At 72.8% G+C, this 15,981-nt stretch carries 15 protein-coding genes; 10 read left to right on the top strand and 5 right to left on the bottom strand.

Annotated elements, in window-relative coordinates; genetic code table 11:
* Positions 1-7 precede the first annotated feature (7 nt).
* The 6 genes from BMW85_RS03075 to BMW85_RS03100 all read left to right on the top strand — a co-directional run bounded on the left by BMW85_RS03075 (position 8) and on the right by BMW85_RS03100 (position 7,117).
* Entirely contained in the window at positions 8-1,210 is a 1,203-nt protein-coding gene (locus BMW85_RS03075; protein ID WP_091076500.1) for an MDR family MFS transporter, read from the top strand.
* Positions 1,211-1,391: 181 nt separating this feature from the next.
* Positions 1,392-2,891 (top strand): BTAD domain-containing putative transcriptional regulator, encoded by a 1,500-nt coding sequence (locus BMW85_RS03080; RefSeq protein WP_091076502.1) that lies wholly within the window; start codon positions 1,392-1,394, stop codon positions 2,889-2,891.
* Between the two features lie 33 nt (positions 2,892-2,924).
* Entirely contained in the window at positions 2,925-4,700 is a 1,776-nt protein-coding gene (locus BMW85_RS03085) for an NAD+ synthase (RefSeq protein WP_091076505.1), read from the top strand.
* A gap of 40 nt (positions 4,701-4,740) precedes the next feature.
* Positions 4,741-5,751 (top strand): hypothetical protein, encoded by a 1,011-nt coding sequence (locus BMW85_RS03090; RefSeq protein ID WP_245774581.1) that lies wholly within the window; start codon positions 4,741-4,743, stop codon positions 5,749-5,751.
* 4 nt (positions 5,752-5,755) lie between these two features.
* Complete coding sequence (locus BMW85_RS03095; protein ID WP_091076510.1) at positions 5,756-6,232, top strand: MarR family winged helix-turn-helix transcriptional regulator; 477 nt, start codon at positions 5,756-5,758, stop codon at positions 6,230-6,232.
* Positions 6,233-6,502: 270 nt separating this feature from the next.
* The gene (locus BMW85_RS03100) at positions 6,503-7,117 is read left to right on the top strand and encodes a YhaZ family DNA alkylation repair protein (protein ID WP_091076511.1); all 615 of its coding nucleotides are present in this window, start codon (positions 6,503-6,505) and stop codon (positions 7,115-7,117) included.
* Between the two features lie 35 nt (positions 7,118-7,152).
* On the opposite strand, the gene BMW85_RS03105 is transcribed toward BMW85_RS03100, so the two are convergent.
* Positions 7,153-7,776, bottom strand: coding sequence for an SDR family NAD(P)-dependent oxidoreductase (locus BMW85_RS03105; RefSeq protein ID WP_091076514.1), 624 nt, complete (start codon positions 7,774-7,776; stop codon positions 7,153-7,155).
* A gap of 91 nt (positions 7,777-7,867) precedes the next feature.
* On the opposite strand from BMW85_RS03105, the gene BMW85_RS03110 reads away from it, so the two are divergent.
* On the top strand, positions 7,868-8,272 hold the full coding sequence (locus BMW85_RS03110; RefSeq protein ID WP_091076516.1) for a MerR family transcriptional regulator: 405 nt from the start codon (positions 7,868-7,870) through the stop codon (positions 8,270-8,272).
* Positions 8,273-8,287: 15 nt separating this feature from the next.
* On the opposite strand, the gene BMW85_RS03115 is transcribed toward BMW85_RS03110, so the two are convergent.
* Positions 8,288-9,043, bottom strand: coding sequence for a TetR/AcrR family transcriptional regulator (locus BMW85_RS03115; RefSeq protein WP_091076518.1), 756 nt, complete (start codon positions 9,041-9,043; stop codon positions 8,288-8,290).
* A gap of 50 nt (positions 9,044-9,093) precedes the next feature.
* Here BMW85_RS03115 and BMW85_RS03120 point away from each other — a divergent pair, with 50 nt between their 5' ends.
* Positions 9,094-10,110, top strand: a complete 1,017-nt coding sequence (locus tag BMW85_RS03120; protein ID WP_091076521.1) for an ATP-binding cassette domain-containing protein — start codon at positions 9,094-9,096, stop codon at positions 10,108-10,110.
* Positions 10,107-10,898, top strand: a complete 792-nt coding sequence (locus tag BMW85_RS03125; RefSeq protein WP_091076522.1) for an ABC transporter permease — start codon at positions 10,107-10,109, stop codon at positions 10,896-10,898. The genes BMW85_RS03120 and BMW85_RS03125 overlap by 4 nt, the downstream gene beginning before the upstream one ends.
* A 24-nt stretch (positions 10,899-10,922) precedes the next feature.
* Here the strand turns inward: BMW85_RS03125 and BMW85_RS03130 are convergent, their stop codons facing one another.
* The 3 genes from BMW85_RS03130 to BMW85_RS03140 form a co-directional block, all read right to left on the bottom strand.
* Positions 10,923-11,534, bottom strand: a complete 612-nt coding sequence (locus tag BMW85_RS03130; RefSeq protein ID WP_091076525.1) for a TetR/AcrR family transcriptional regulator — start codon at positions 11,532-11,534, stop codon at positions 10,923-10,925.
* Positions 11,535-11,541: 7 nt separating this feature from the next.
* Entirely contained in the window at positions 11,542-13,092 is a 1,551-nt protein-coding gene (locus BMW85_RS03135) for a DHA2 family efflux MFS transporter permease subunit (protein ID WP_091076526.1), read from the bottom strand.
* Between the two features lie 194 nt (positions 13,093-13,286).
* The gene (locus tag BMW85_RS03140) at positions 13,287-14,897 is read right to left on the bottom strand and encodes an MFS transporter (RefSeq protein WP_245774582.1); all 1,611 of its coding nucleotides are present in this window, start codon (positions 14,895-14,897) and stop codon (positions 13,287-13,289) included.
* Between the two features lie 175 nt (positions 14,898-15,072).
* On the opposite strand from BMW85_RS03140, the gene panB reads away from it, so the two are divergent.
* Complete coding sequence (panB, locus tag BMW85_RS03145; RefSeq protein WP_091076529.1) at positions 15,073-15,933, top strand: 3-methyl-2-oxobutanoate hydroxymethyltransferase; 861 nt, start codon at positions 15,073-15,075, stop codon at positions 15,931-15,933.
* The last annotated feature ends 48 nt before the right edge of the window (positions 15,934-15,981 follow it).

Consider the following 15,981-nt stretch of genomic DNA (forward strand, 5'->3'; position numbering starts at 1 on the left):
CGGGAGCATGTCGAGCACGTCCGTCGAGAAGCCGCCGTCGTTCCTGCGCGCCCAGGTGGGCGGGCTGCCCCGCCCGTTCTGGGCCCTGTGGGGCGGCACCCTGGTCAACCGCCTGGGCACCATGGTCATGCCCTTCACCGGCGTCTACCTCACCCAGTCCCGCGGCCTGTCGGTGACCGCCGCGGGCCTGGTGATGGGCGTCTTCGGGGTGGGCTCGCTGCTGTCGCAGCCGCTCGCGGGGATGCTGACGGACCGGATCGGGCGGCGGGCGACGCTGTCGGGCGGCATGCTGGCCACCGGCGCCGCCATGCTCGCGCTCGGCTACAGCGTCTCGCTGCCGGCCGTGCTCGCCTCGATGCTGGTGCTCGGGGTGGTCGTGGACCTCTACAGGCCGGCGTCGAACGCGCTGGTCGCCGACCTGGTGGGGCCCGCGGAGCGGCCGCGGGCGTACGGGCTGCTGTTCTGGGGGATCAACCTCGGCTACTCCGTCGGCATGACGGCGGGCGGGTGGCTCGCCGGGCTCGGGTTCCTCTGGCTGTTCTGGATCGACGCGGTCTCCTGCGTGGTCTTCGCGGTGCTGGTGTGGCGGGCCGTCCCTGAGACGCGGCCCGAGGGGGCGAGGCAGGCGACCGGCGGGTTCGGCGCGGTGCTGCGGGACCGGGTGATGGTCGCGTTCACGCTGGTCGTGCTGGGCAACGCGCTGGTGTACGCGCAGACGATGACGATGCTGCCGGTGGCCATGACCAAGGCGGCGGGGCTGTCCACGGCCCAGTACGGCACGGCCATGGCGCTCAACGGCGTGCTGATCGTGGTCGTGCAGCCGCTGGTGTCCGGCTGGCTCGGCCGGCGGGACCCGGCCCGTACGTTCGCGCTCGGCCTGGCCGTCATGGGCGCCGGGTTCGCGCTGACCGCGTTCGTCTCCAGCACCCTGGGGCTGACGGCGACCATCGCGGTGTGGACGGCGGGCGAGATCGTCACGGCGGGCATCGCCGGCACCATCGTGGCCGCGCTGGCGCCGCCGGAGCTGCGCGGCCGGTACGCGGGGCTGTTCGGGCTCGCCTGGTCGGCGGCGGCGGTGCTGGCCCCGCTGCTCGGCGGGCCGCTGCTGGAGATGGGGCCGCGGGCGTTGTGGTTCACGATCGGCGCGGTCGGCCTGGTCTCGGCCGCCGGCATGCTGGCCCTCGGCCCGGCCATCCGCCGCCGCACCTGAGGCCCCCGGCGACCTCTGTTCGAGCCCGTTTCCGGGACTCGTTGAGAAAATTTTGATCTTTTGTTGGCAGCTCGCCGATAATTTTCACCACACCGAAAGGCACCCCCGTGACGAACCCGACCAGAACTGTGACAATTCGCCATATGCCGGAACACGTTCTCCCTCTACAGTTACGCCTGACATGTTGACCTTCACCGCGCTGGGACCGTTCCAAGCCTGGACGGACGGTTCTCCTCTCGACCTCGGCGGCCAGAGACAGCGGGCAGTGCTCGCGCGCCTGCTCGTGGCCGGCGGCCGCGCCGTGCCCGTGAACACCCTCATCGACGAGCTCTGGCCGGGCAACCCGCCCGCGCAGGCCCTGTCCACCATCCAGGGCTACGTCTCCCGCCTGCGCCGCGCACTGGAGCCCGGCCGCGCGCCGCGCGAGGAGGCGGAGGTGCTGGTCTCGGCCCCGCCGGGGTACGCCCTGAGGGCCGCCGCCGGGCAGGTGGACGCCTGGCGCTTCGAGAGCCTGGTGAAGTCCGACGGCCCGCCCGCCCAGGTGTGGGCGGACATGGAGACCGCGCTCGGGTTGTGGCGGGGGCCGGCGCTGGCCGAGTTCGCCGACCTGAGCTGGGCCGTGACGGAGGCCGGCAGGCTGGAGGAGCTGCGCCTGATCGCCGTGGAGCGGCGGGCCGACGCCGGGCTGGCGCTCGGCCGGGCCACGTCCCTGGTGGCCGACCTGGAGGCGCACGCGGCCGAGCACCCGCTGCGCGAGGAGGCCTGGCGGCTGCTGGCCGTGGCGCTCTACCGGATGGGCCGCCAGGGCGACGCGCTGGCCGCGCTGCGCCGGGCCCGCGCGGTGTGGCGGGACGAGCTGGGCCTGGACCTGACGGCCGGGCTCAAGCGGCTGGAGGCGGACATGCTGGCGCAGCGGCTGGAGGAGCCGCCCCCCGCCGCCCCGCCCTCCACTCCCCCGTCCGCCCCCTCCGGCGCCCCGGCCGACGCCCCCGCCGCCGCGTCCGGCGGCGTGCTGCGCGTGCTCGTCGCCGACGACCAGGCACTGGTACGGGCCGGGGTGAAGGCCATGATCGCCAGCGATCCCGGCGTACGCCTGGCCGGCGAGGCGGCCAACGGCGAGGAGGCCATCGCGGGCGTACGCGCCACCCGGCCGGACGTGGTGCTGCTCGACATCCAGATGCCGCACCTGGACGGCCTGGCCGCGGCGCGCCGGATCCTGGCCGGGGACGACCCGCCCAAGGTCGTCATGATGACCACGTTCGGCAGCGACGAGAACCTGTACGCGGCGCTGCGGGCGGGCGTGAGCGGCTTCCTGCTGAAAACGGCGGCCCCCGAGCAGTTCCTGGCGGCGATCAGGGCGGCGGCGGCCGGGGACGCGCTCATCGACCCGGCGATGACCACCCGGTTGATCTCGGCGTTCGCCGGGCGCACCGACCCGTCCTCTCCCCCGGCGCTGGCCGGGCTCTCCGATGCCCGGCTCGACGTGCTGAAACTCGTCGCGCGCGGGCTGACGAACCGGCAGATCGGCCAGACGCTGTCGCTGCCGGAGGAGGAGGTCGGGACGATGGTCAAGTCGCTGCTCGAACATCTGGGACTGTTCGACCGGGCGCAGCTCGTCATGACGGCGTACGAGTCCGGTTTGGTGACTCCTGGCGAAAAGGCGCACTTTTCGTCGCTTTGACGATAAAAATCGGGGCGTATTAGGCTGGGGCGCGTGGCACAACTGCGCATCGCCCTGGCACAGACGAACCCGACCGTAGGCGACCTGAGCGCCAACGCGGACCGGCTGGTCGAGCAGACCCGTGAGGCCGCCGAGCGCGGCGCTCACCTCGTCGTCTTCACCGAGATGTTCCTCACCGGCTACCCCGTCGAGGACCTGGTGCTGCGGACGTCCTTCGTGGACGCGAGCATCCGCACCCTGGAGCAGGTGGCGCGCAGGCTGCGGGAGGAGGGCCTCGGCGAGCTGCCCGTGGTGGCTGGCTACGTCGACCGCGCCGGCCTCGCCCCCCGCGTCGGCCAGCCGAAGGGCGCCCCACTGGACGCCGCCGCGATCCTCTTCCGCGGCGAGGTGGTCGCCCGCACGGCCAAGCACCACCTGCCGAACTACGGGGTGTTCGACGAATACCGCTACTTCGTGCGCGGCGACCGGCTGCCGATCTTCCGGCTGCACGGCGTGGACGTCGCGGTCGCCGTCTGCGAGGACCTCTGGCAGGACGGCGGCCCGGTGTCCGTCGTCGGGCAGGCGGGGGCGGGGCTGCTGGTGGTGCCGAACGCCTCGCCGTACGAGAAGGAGAAGGACGACGTCCGCCTGGAGCTGTGCGCGCGGCGGGCCCGCGAGGCCGGCTGCGCGCTGGCCTACGCGAACCAGGTCGGCGGGCAGGACGAGCTGGTCTTCGACGGCGACTCCCTGGTGGTGGACCGCTCGGGCGAGCTGCTCGCGCGGGCCGGGCAGTTCCGCGAGGAGCTGCTGGTGGTGGACCTGGACGACCTGCCGGTCTCGGACGCGGCGACGGGCTCGTTCCCGTACGACGCGGGCGACGGCACGACGATCACCGTCGACCGCCTGGTGCTGTCGGCCGAGCCCGTCGCGCCCCGCCCGGCCGAGCCCGCGCCCATAGCCGAGCGGCTGGACCCGCACGCCGAGGTCTACTCGGCGCTGGTGCTCGCGGTGCGCGACTACGTCGCCAAGAACGGCTTCCGCTCGGTCATCCTCGGCCTGTCGGGCGGCATCGACTCGGCGCTGACCGCCACGATCGCCGCCGACGCCATCGGCCCCGACCGGGTCGACGTGGTGCTCATGCCCTCCCGCTACTCCTCCGACCACTCGGTGGGGGACGCCGAGGAGCTGGTGCGGCGGCAGGGCCTGCACGCGCGGATCGCGCCGATCGCCGACATCGTGACCGCGTTCGAGAAGGAGATCGAGCTGTCCGGCCTGGCCGCCGAGAACCTCCAGGCCCGGGTGCGCGGCATGATCCTCATGGGGCTGTCCAACCAGCACGGCCACCTGGTGCTCACCACCGGCAACAAGAGCGAGCTCGCGACCGGCTACTCCACCCTCTACGGCGACTCGGCGGGCGGCTTCGCGCCGATCAAGGACGTGCCGAAGACGATGGTGTGGGAGCTGGCCCGCTGGCGCAACGCCCACACCCGCCCCGGCTTCCTGCTGGAGGCCGAGCGGCCGATCCCGGAGAACTCGATCGTCAAGGAGCCGAGCGCGGAGCTGCGGCCGGACCAGCGTGACACCGACTCGCTGCCGCCGTACGAGGTGCTGGACCGGCTGCTCGACGACTACGTCGAGAAGGACATGGGCTCGCAGGAGCTCATCGCCGCCGGGCACGACCCGGAGCTGGTGACGCGGGTGATCCGGCTGGTGGACCTCGCCGAGTACAAGCGCCGCCAGTACCCGCCCGGGCCGAAGATCACGCCGAAGAACTTCGGCAGGGACCGCCGCCTGCCGATCACCAACCGGTGGAGGGAGACCACCGCCTGAGTCTTGTTCAGCATGCTGAACGATTCGCATAATGTTCAGCATGCTGAAGGATGTGCGGGCCGGGCGTGTGCTGATCATCGGCGTGGCCGCCAGTGCCGCCCTCACCGGGCTGGTCTGGCTGCTCGGGCAGCGGCTGCAGGGCATCGCCCTGCTCCCCGACCAGGGCGCCTCCTGGTACTACTGGAAGCTGCCCGAGCCCACCGTCTGGACCCGCGTCTCGGCCTGGCTGTGCTACGCCGCGCACCAGATCGCGTTCTGGTGGCTCATCCACCGCGCCCAGACCCGCGTCCGCCGCTACACCTCCGGCCTGCACCGGCTCAACGTCACCGCGCTGGCCGTGAACACCGGCTTCGTCGTCCTCCACCTGCTCCAGACCCAGCTCTTCTACGACGGCCTCGCGCAGGACGTGTCGATCTTCAGCTCGCAGGGGTCGGTGATCCTGCTGCTCGTGGCGGTGCTGCTCATGGAGAACCGGCGGCGCGGCCTGTTCCTCGGCCGGCCGGCGCCCATCAAGCAGGAGATCGTCGCCTTCGCCCGCCGCTACCACGGCTACCTCTTCAGCTGGGCGGCCGTCTACACGTTCTGGTACCACCCGATGGAGAGCACCACCGGCCACCTCATCGGGTTCATGTACATGTTCCTGCTGCTCCTCCAGGGCAGCCTCTTCCTCACCCGGGCGCACACCAACCGCTGGTGGACCCTCGCGCTGGAGCTGGCCGTGGCGGCGCACGGCACGCTCGTGGCCGTCATGAACAGCGGCCCGGACGGGATGTGGCCGATGTTCCTGTTCGGCTTCCTCGGCGTGTTCATAGTCACCCAGATGCACGGGCTCGGGCTCGGGCGGGGGACACGGTGGGCGCTCGCGGTCGCGTACGCGGCCGGCGCCCTCGTCGTGTACGGCCTGCGCGGTGACCTCGCCGGGGCGTCGGCCGTGGTGCGCATCCCGGCGATCGAATACCTGCTCGTGGGGGTGCTGGCGGTGCTGCTGTGGCTCGGCCTGCGCGCGGCCCGCCTGGGGCGGCCCCGGGAGGCGACCCGTCTGGAACAATGAACGGGTGGCGGAGGAACGACTCGCCCCTGGCGACCCGCACGAAACGCTCACGGACGCCCCCGGTGACATGCTCGCGGACGTCAGCTCCTGGCCCGTTGGCCGGCTGCTGTCGGTGGCGGCGCGGCTGGTCGAGCGGCGCTTCCACGACTTCCTCGCCGCCCACCAGCTCTCCCACGCCGGGCTGATCGCCCTGCACCACCTCACCCCCGGGCCGCGGACGCAGCGCGAGCTCGCGGCAGCCTGCCGCGTCACCGACCAGACCATGAGCCGCACCATCGAGCACCTGCGCCGCTCCGGCCACGTCGTCAAGCGCGCCGATCCGCGCGACCGCCGCCGCATGCTCGTGGAGCTCACCTCCGCCGGGGACGCCGTCCTCGCCATGGCCCGCGAGAAGGAGCGCGACTCCGGCGACCTGCTCGGCGCCGTCGAGGACTACGACCGCTTCCGCGAGGAGCTCATCCGCCTCATCACCGTCACCTGACGCGTTTCTGCCGCGTCTCTGTCGCGTTTCTGTCGGTGGCGACCGGCAGAGTGTCCGCGTGGCACAACCTCTCAAGGACATGATCAACCTCCGGTCCGTCTCGACGCTGGCCGACGGGCTGGCCGCCGCGTGGCCGCCGTTCCCCCGCGAGCGGTTCGTGGCGCGCGCCCTCGGCGGGCTCGCCGGGCTGCGGTCCACGGGCTCGACCACCTGCATCCGGCGATGGAGACGCTGGCCAGCGGGCCAGCCGCTCCACAGGTCGAGCGTCGCGTGCGCGGCGCTCTCGCGCACGACGCCTGGGCCACCCGCGTGGGCTGGCTCATGGCCCCCGGCCCCACGCTGCCCCTGCTCGACCGCCTGCGCGACGACCCGAGCGCATACGTACGCCGCTCGGTCGCCAACCACGTCAACGACCTCGCCAAGGACCATCCGGAGGCGGCGCTGGCCCTGCTGGCGCGCTGGCGGGCCGGCGGCGGCTCCCACGTGGAGAAGGTGCTGCGGCACGCGGTGCGCGGCCTCCTGCGGTCCGGCCATCCCGAGGCGCTCGCCCTGGTGGGAGCCGTGCCCGGCAGCGGCGAGGTGGAGCAGTTGTCCCTGGAGGCCGACACGGTGGCCGTGGGCGGCAGCCTGGCCTTCACCGTCACGGTCACCTCCGGCGCGGCCGGGCCGCTGCTGCTCAAATACGCCGTCCGCCGTCCGGGCTCGCGGCGGGTGTTCCACCTGGGTCAGCGGGAGGCCGCCGCCCCGGGAGCCACGTTCGTGGTGCGCAAGTCCCATTCCTTCCGCCCGGTGACCACCCGCGACGAGCCGCCCGGCCCGCGCGAGCTCGACGTCATACTCAACGGCCGCACCGCCGCGACCACCACCTTCACCCTCACCCCCTGACGCCCTCCCGTCCTCCTGCGGGCGGGGTCCGGGAGTCAGGCGGCGGGCCGGCCCGCGTGGAGCACTTCGTGCTGCCACCGGTCGCGGGGCTGGGTGTGCAGGCGCCAGTAGTGCCCGGCGATGTCGTCGGGGTCGAAGGGCGTGCCGGGGGCGACCGGTCCCGCCACGGTGACCGAGGCGACGTGCACGCCCGACGGGCCGTACTCCTGGTCGAGCAGCGTCACCAGCGTCCGCACGCCGCTCTTGCCGAGCGACAGGCTCACGTACTGCCTCTTGGGCTCCGGCATGCCGCCGGTGACGATGAACGTCCCGCCGCCGCGCCCGGCCATCGCGGGCGCCAGGTGGGCGGCGGCGACGAGCGCGCCGACCACGTTGACCGCCCAGGCGTCCAGGTGGGCGCGCATCGTGGCCTCACCCGTCGTGTCCGGCCGGATGATCGCCGCGTTGTAGACCACGACGTCAGGAACCCCCAGCTCGGCGCGGGCCGCGTCCAGGGCGGCCCGCAGCGCGTCCTCGTCCGCGCAGTCGGCGGTGTAGCCGCGCGCCCCGGCCACGTCCAAGGTCTTCCCAGTACGCGAGACCAGCGCCACAGGCATGCCCTCGGCCGCGAACCGCCGCGCCACCGACCTCCCGATCCCCGGCCCCGCTCCGATGATCATCGCTCCTGACATCATCCGCTCCCGTCCGTGCGTTACGACTGAACAGTCGCGACGGTAAGGCGTCACATCCGTGTGAAGGTCAAGGAGGATCATGAGGATCGGCGAGCTCGCCCGCGCGACCGGGGTGAGCAGACGGCTGCTCCGCTACTACGAGGAGCAGGGGCTGCTCCGGCCGGTGCGGCTGCCCAACGGCTACCGGGAGTACGCCGAGGGGGACGTCGCCGCGGTCCGGCACATCCGGGCCCTGCTCGCCGCCGGACTGCCCACGGCGGTCATCGCCCGGCTGCTGAGCTGCGTCCACGACGACGAGGGCGGGCGGATGACGGCCGCGGCCTGTCCCGGCGTGCTCGGTCACCTGCGGCGGGAACGACGGCGCATCGCCGACACCATCGAACGCCTGCAGACCTCCCAGCAGGCACTCGACACCCTCCTCATGACAGCCGTCCGGGCGAAGCTCGCGCCCCCGACCTCCGTCGATGGGACGCCCGCGACCTGACGGGAGCGGGGCGGTCTAGGAGGCGGCGCCTGAGCGGCGGTGAATGAGGGCTTCGACGCCGTCCAGCAGCAGGTTCAGCCCGAAGACGAAGTCGGCGTCGTCCACCCAGCCCTCGCCGCCGCCCATCGCGCCCGAGCGCACCGCGGCCGTCAGGGCCGGGTAGGCGTCCGGGTCGAGGACCTCGGCCAGCATCTCGCCGTAGTCGGCCGCGCCCACGATCCCGGCCTCCTCGAGCTGCGGGTCGCCGCCGCCCATGCCGTGGACGAGCGCCGCCTCGGTGAGCGCGTAGCCGGTGAGGGCGGTGGCCACGTTCACCTTCTCGCCGTCGCGGAGGCCGGTGCCGGCGAGCGCGGCCAGGGCGCGGTCCAGCCACAGCAGCCGGCGCGGCCCGAGCGGTGGAGCGAGACGGGCCACCGTCAGCAGCCACGAGTGGTCGAGCAGGATGTCGCGCTGGGCCCGGGTCCACACCTCCAGGTATGCCCGCCAGTGCTGCCCGTCCGGCTCCGGCGGCGGTGGCGCGGCGCCGTCGGCCATGGCGGTGAGCAGCTCTTCCTTGCTGCCGACGTACCGGTAGAGCGCCGTCGCCGCCACCCCCACCCGTGAGGCGACGCTCGCCATCGACACCCCGGCGAGCCCTTCTGCGTCGGCGAGCTCGACGGCGGCGGCCGTGATGGTCGCGAGGTCCAGGCGGGGCCGTGGCCCCCGCCTGGTCACCGGCTCGCGCCCCCACATGCGCGCCACGACCGGCGGCAACGGCCGCTCCTCCCCCATGGGCTTCCCTCCTTGACTCGCTCCTAGGATTCTGCATTATGGTTGAAACTATGAACGCCATACACAGTACGCCATTAACAGATGCGATCCATGCCCGAGGACTGACGAAGTCGTTCGGGGAGACCCGGGTCCTCGCCGGGATCGACCTGACCGTGCCGGCGGGCACGCTGCTGGCCCTGCTCGGCCCCAACGGGTCGGGCAAGACGACCACCGTCCGCATCCTGGCCACCCTGCTCGCCCCCGACGGCGGCACCGCGACCGTCGGCGGCCACGACGTCATGCGCGAGGGCCGGGCCGTGCGCCGGGTGATCGGGCTGACGGCGCAGCAGGCCACGGTGGACGACCTGCTGACCGGCCGGGAGAACCTGGAGCTGTTCGCCGGGCTGCACCACCTGGGACGCCGTACGGCGCGGCGGCGGGCCGCCGAGCTGCTGGAGCGCTTCGACCTGGCAGGGGCGGCGGACCGGCGGGTGGGGACGTACTCGGGCGGCATGCGGAGGCGGCTGGACCTGGCGGCGGGGATGGTGGCCGAGCCACGGATCCTGTTCCTCGACGAGCCCACGACCGGGCTCGATCCGCGCAGCCGCGCCGAACTCTGGGCGGTGATCCGCGAGCTGCTCGCCTCGGGCACGACGATCCTGCTGACCACTCAGTACCTGGAGGAGGCCGACCAGCTCGCCGACCGGGTCGCGGTGATCCACGGCGGGCGGCTCGTGGCCGACGGCTCCCCCGCCGAGCTGAAGCGCCAGGTGGGGACGGAGCGGCTGGTGCTGAGCCTGGCCCGCCCCGAGGACGTGCCACGGGCCCACACGGCACTCGCCGCTCTCACGCCCACCGCCCGACCGGCAGCACAGCGGCCGGCAGCGCGGCAGGACGACAGGCCGGCAGCGCAGGAGCCCGAGCAGCGGGACGGGTGGTCGGAGATCACGCTGGCCGTGCACGGTCCCGGCGACCTGCGCCGCGCGCTGGACGCCCTCCACCGCGCCGCCGTCGAGGTGGAGCGCGTGGAGCTGCGCACCCCCACCCTCGACGACGTCTTCTTCGAGCTGACGGAGGCCGCGGCATGAGCGCCGTGGCCCCGGTCAGGGGAGCCGCGGCGGGCGACCTCTACCGCCTGGTCGTCCGCGACCTGCGCCGCGAGCTGCGCGTCGTCGACGGCCTGATCGTGAACATCGCCCTGCCCGTGATCATCATGGTGGTCTTCGTCTACGTCTTCGGCGGCGCGATCAGCACCGGCTCCAGCGGCCTGGCCTACATCGACTTCGTGGTCCCCTCGGTGCTGCTGATGTCCGGCGGGTACGGCGCCGCCACGACCGCCATCACCATCGCCGACGACATGACCGGCGGCATGATGGACCGCTTCCGCACGCTGCCCATCGGCGGCTGGCTGGTGCCCGCCGGGCACGTGCTCGCCTCGGTGCTCCGCAACGTGGTGGCCTGCGGCCTGGCCCTGGCGGCGGCGGTGCTCCTCGGGTTCCGGCCGCACGCCACGCTCACGGAGTGGCTGCTGGTGGCGGCCCTGCTCACCGGGTACGTGCTGGCGATGTCGTCGCTGGCGGCCGTCTGGGGCCTGCTGGTGCGCTCGACGCAGGCGGCGGGGGCGTTCAGCTTCGTGGTGCTGTTCCTGCCGTACGTGTCGGACGGGGTCGTCCCCGCGGAGACCATGCCGGACGTGCTGCGCGACTTCGCCGCCAACCAGCCGCTGACGCCGGCCGTCGCGGCCCTGCGCTCGCTGCTCCTGGACGGGGTGCCGATGGGCTCGTCGGGGGTCGTGGCGGCGGCTTGGCTGGCGGGCCTGGTGGCGCTCAGCCTGCCCGTAGCCGCCGTGCTGTTCCGCCGCCGCACCTCGTCATGACCCGCCCGCCCCGCCGGGACCCCCTCACCCGGCGGGCGGGGCCATGCCGGCCAGGACCACGTCGACGACCCGCTCGGCCAGGTCCTCCGGCAGGCCGTCGGCCGGTCCCCACTTCGACTGCCACATCATGGTGCCGGACAGGATGGCCATGGCCAGGGTGACGTCGAGGTCGGGCCGCAGCTCGCCCGAGGCGACGCCGCGTTCGAGGACCTCCCGGAGTGCCCGCCGCCGCGGTTCGACGGCGCGCTGGACGAAGCGCTCCGTCAGCCGCGGGTGCCGGTCGGCCTCGCTCATCGCGATGTTCATCACGCACCGGCCGCGCCGGTTGCCGGACTCGGCGCGCATGGCGTCGAGCAGGGTGATGAGGTCGTCGCGTACGGAGACGCCGGCGAGCGGCGGCAGCGGCGCCTTGAGCGTGGCGAGGGCGTCGACGACCAGGTCCTCCTTGCTTGACCAGCGCCGGTAGATCGTGGTCTTGCCGACGCCCGCCCTCGACGCGATCGCCTCGATGGACAGCTCGGAGACGCCCATGCCCTCGGCGATCAGGTCGAGGGTCGCCTCGATGATCGCTTTCTCGGCCTTCTCGCTGCGCGGACGCCCGGCCGGACGGGCGGTCCCTGTTCCCTGGATGGTCATCGCGGCCTCACACTACCGCTGGTTCCTTCTGTTCAACCTGCTGGACCGGCTTCGGCTTGCCCGGCATCCACCGCGCCACCACGACGACGCCGAGCAGCGCGATCGCGGCCGAGACCAGCGCCGTGACGTGCATGCCTTCGATGAACGCCGCGAACGCCGGCTTGACCAGGGCCTGGCCGCGCTCGCCAAGCGTCTCGGCCACGCCCATGGTGGCCATGATGGACTCGCCTGCGGCGTGCTGGACGCCGGCCGGCAGACCGGCGAGCACCGGCTCCATGTGTCCACGGTAGCTCGACGACAACACCGAGCCGAGCACGGCCACGCCGAGCGCGCCGGCCACCTGGCGGACGGTGTTGCTCATGGCCGAGCCGACGCCGGCCTTCTCGCGGGGCAGCGACTCCATGATCGCGGTCGTCGCGGGCGGCATGATGTTGGCCATCGCGGCGCCCTGGACGAAGAAGACGACCTCGATGAGCAGGATCGGGGTGTTCTCGGTCATGAACGCGTAGCTGGTCAGCACCAGCGCGATCACGATCATGCTGACCGTGGCGGCCAGCTTGGCGCCGACGCGCTCGTTCACCCGCTGGCTGAGCGGCGCGAAGATGAGCTGCGCGGCGGCGAACGGGATCATCAGCGCCCCCGCCTGCAGTGCCGTGTAACCCAGCACGATCTGCAGGTAGAAGGTCAGGAAGAACATCCCGCCCATCATCGCGAAGAACACGATGCCCATCATGCCGATGGCCGAGCCGAACTTGGGATTGGCGAAGCTGCGCACGTCGAAGACCGGGTGGTCGATGCGCCGCTCCCACCAGACGAACACGCCCAGCACCGCCACGCCGACGAGGGTGGGCACCAGCACCTCGGCGCTGGCCACGGTGCCGAGGTAGCCGCCGCGGATGATGCCGTAGACGAGGGAGACCAGGCCGATGATGGACAGGATCACGCCGACCGGGTCGAGCTTGGACGGCTTCGGGTCCTTCGACTCGGGCACGATCGTGGCGATGAGGATCACCCCGATGACGACGATCGGCACGTTGACGAGGAAGACCGAGCCCCACCAGAAGTGCTGGATCAGCAGGCCGCCCGTGATGGGGCCGATCGCCACGGCGAGGCCCACGCCGGCCGCCCACACGCCGATCGCGCGGCCCCGCTCGGCGGGCGGGAAGACGTTGGAGATGATCGCCAAGGTGGCCGGCATGATCGCCGCGCCGCCGATGCCCATCGCCGCCCTGGCCAGGATGAGCTGCATCGGGTCCTGGGCGTAGGCGCTGGCGAGCGAGGCCAGGCCGAACAGCACCATGCCGACGACCAGCATGCGCTTACGGCCCGTGCGGTCACCGATCACGCCGAAGGTGAACAACAACCCGGCGAACACCAGGGTGTAGGAATTGATCGCCCATTCCAGCTCGCTCTGTGTCGCGCCCAAGCCGGCCGTGGGATCGGCGATGGTCTTCATCGCCACGTTGAGGATCGTGTTGTCGAGCACGACCGCCAGCAGGCTGAACACCAGCACGCCGAGGATGGCCCATCGGCGTGGATGCCCCGAATTCGGGTCCATGGAACGTCCTTAATTTCGATACGGCTGAGTTTCGCTACGCAAACGTATCGCAAGGCATTCCGATACGCAACGGTCCCGTTTCGTAAATTTCATGTGAACGGCCGGCCCCCTCTCGTCACCGGCGCGTCACGTTTGATCGCGCGGCACCGGCGCCCCCGTGGCCCGGCGCCGCGCGATCAACCTGTCCCCCCGGCTCAGGGAGCCGGGGCCGCCGGAACGCTCGGAGCCTCCGGAACGGCCGGAACGGCCGGAACGGCCGGAACGGTCGGAGCCGCCAGACCCTCCGAAGCCGCCGCCAAGTCGTCCGGGACCAAGAGGCCGTCCTGGACCAAGAGGTCGTTCGGAACCACCAGGCCCTCCGGGACCGCCAGGCCCTCCGGAGCCGCCAGAACGCTCGGAGCCGCCAGGCCCTCCGGGACCGCCAGGCCGTCCGAGACCGCCAGGCCGTCCGGGAGGGCCAGGCCGTCCGAGACCCCCAGGCCGTCGGGGACGGCCAGGCTGTCCAGAGCCGGAGGGACCGCCGAAGCCCTCAAGACCCCCGGAGCATCCGAGACCGCCGGGGCATCCGAGGCCGCCGAAGCCCCCGCGTCCGCCGAAGCCGTCTCCGGCGACATCGGGACGGCGTCTCCGAGGGCGGGACGTCGGCGGCGCCACAGTGGCAGCGCGGCCAGCACGATGGCCACGCCGGCCAGACCCGCCACCGTGAACGCCCACGACGACCCCACGCCGTCGATGACCGCCCCGGCGATCGGCGCGGAGGCCGCGCCGCCGATGAGCAGCGCCGTGCCGTGGAGGCCCATCGCCTCGCCCCTGGCCGCGGCCGGCACCCGGCCGCTGACGACGTCGACCGTGGACGACAGCGCCGGCGCGCACAGCAGGCCGGCCGGCAGGAGCGCCAGGACGAGCCAGCGCCAGTCGCCGGCCACCAGCCCGACGGGCACGGTCAGCAGGCCCATGCCCGCGATCAGCGCGAACGGCGAGAAGCCGCGCGACAGCCCGCCGTACACGAAGCCGCCGACCAGGGAGTAGACGCACCAGATGCCGACGGCGAGGCCCACCCACTCGGTGTCGCCCGCGTCGGTCATGGTGGCGACCAGGGACAGCTCGGTCGCGGTGAGCACGAACGTGGCCGCCGCCACCGTGGCCATCAGTCCGCCGAACGCCGGCGTGAGCCACTCGCGCCGCGCCACCTTGCCGCTCTGCGCCTCGTGCTCGCGCTCGGCCGGCGAGCGGGTGGGCGGGTTGAGCGTGAGCAGGCCGATGCCCGCGAGCGTCATGCCGGCCCCGATGATCGTCATCGTCACGTGGCTGCCCAGCGCGGTCAGGCCCGCCACGGCCAGCGCGGGGCCGGTCATGTAGGACAGCTCGACCAGCATCGAGTCGAGTGTGAACCCGGTGCGCCGCTGCGCCACGGGCACCATGGCGGCCAGGCACTGCCGGGTCACGCTGAACACCGGCAGCGCCAGCAGCCCCGCCAGCGCCGCCGCCGCGGCGAGCGCGGGGAACGGCAGCGCCCACGCGCACGACCAGAACGCCGCCTGCGCCGCGGTGGTGACGGCGAGCACGGGACGCAGCCCGTGCCGGTCGACGAGCCTTCCCGACAGCGGCGAGCCGATGGCCATGCCGATCGTGCTCGCCATCGTGACCAGCCCGGCCTTGGCGTAGCCGAGGTCCAGCACCTCGGCCACGTGCAGGGTCAGGGCCATGCCCGTGGCGGTGGCCGGCATCCGGGCCAGCAGCCCCACCAGCAACAGGGTGGGGACGCCCGGGATTTTGAGCAGCCGTCGGTAAGGGTCGAGAGCCATGGTGTTCGTTACCTCCGCATAGATTCTGGCAACAGGCACCGACACTTTCGCCACTGGGTTTTCCGCGCGGCGCTCCCCTCACGGCCTTTTTGTCTCCTTGACCTCGCATGCCATCATCGGAGGAGGTCCGGGGACGCCACTGGGGCGCCTCGAGACGGCTCAGGAGGGTTGATCCATGTCCTCTTCCACCACCCCCACCCCCACGACGCCCCCTACGACGACGCTGTACGGCGGCGCCGCCGGCCGCCGCGTCACCGTCCGCGACCTCGCCGCCGCCAAGGAGCGCGGAGAGCGGTGGCCCATGGTCACCGCCTACGACGCCATGACGGCGCGGGTGTTCGACGCGGCGGGCATCCCCGTGCTGCTCGTGGGCGACTCGGCCGCAATGGTGGTCTACGGCTACGACTCCACGCTGCCGGTCACGGTCGACGACCTGCTGCCGCTCACCGCGGCCGTCGTACGCGGCTCGTCGCGGGCGCTGGTCGTCGCCGACCTGCCGTTCGGCTCCTATCAGGGCTCGCCGGCGCAGGCTCTGGAGTCGGCCGCCCGCTTCATGAAGGAGGCGGGCGCGCACGCGGTCAAGCTGGAGGGCGGCCGGCGCATCCTGCCGCAGGTCGAGGCGCTGGTCTCGGCCGGAGTGCCGGTGATGGCGCACCTCGGGCTGACCCCGCAGTCGGTCAACGTGCTCGGCGGCTACCGCGTGCAGGGGCGGGGCCAGTCGGGCGACGAGCTCATGGCCGACGCCAAGGACCTGGAGCGGGCCGGCGCGTTCTCCGTCGTGCTGGAGTGCGTGCCGGCCGAGCTGGCGCACCGGGTGACGACGTCGCTCGCGATCCCGACGATCGGGATCGGGGCGGGGGCGCAGACGGACGCGCAGGTGCTCGTGTGGCAGGACCTGATGGGTCTGACACCGCGGCCGGCCAAGTTCGTCAAGCGGTACGCCGACCTCGCCGGCGACATGGACCGCGCGGTGCGCGCCTTCGCCGCCGACGTCACCTCCGGCGCGTTCCCCGCCCCGGAGCACACCTACAGCTGACCTCACGGGCGCGCCGCCCCATGGCGGGGCGGCGCGTCCCCGCGCGGG

The organism is Nonomuraea wenchangensis, assembly GCF_900111685.1.
GTDB classification, from domain to species: Bacteria; Actinomycetota; Actinomycetes; order Streptosporangiales; family Streptosporangiaceae; genus Nonomuraea; species Nonomuraea wenchangensis.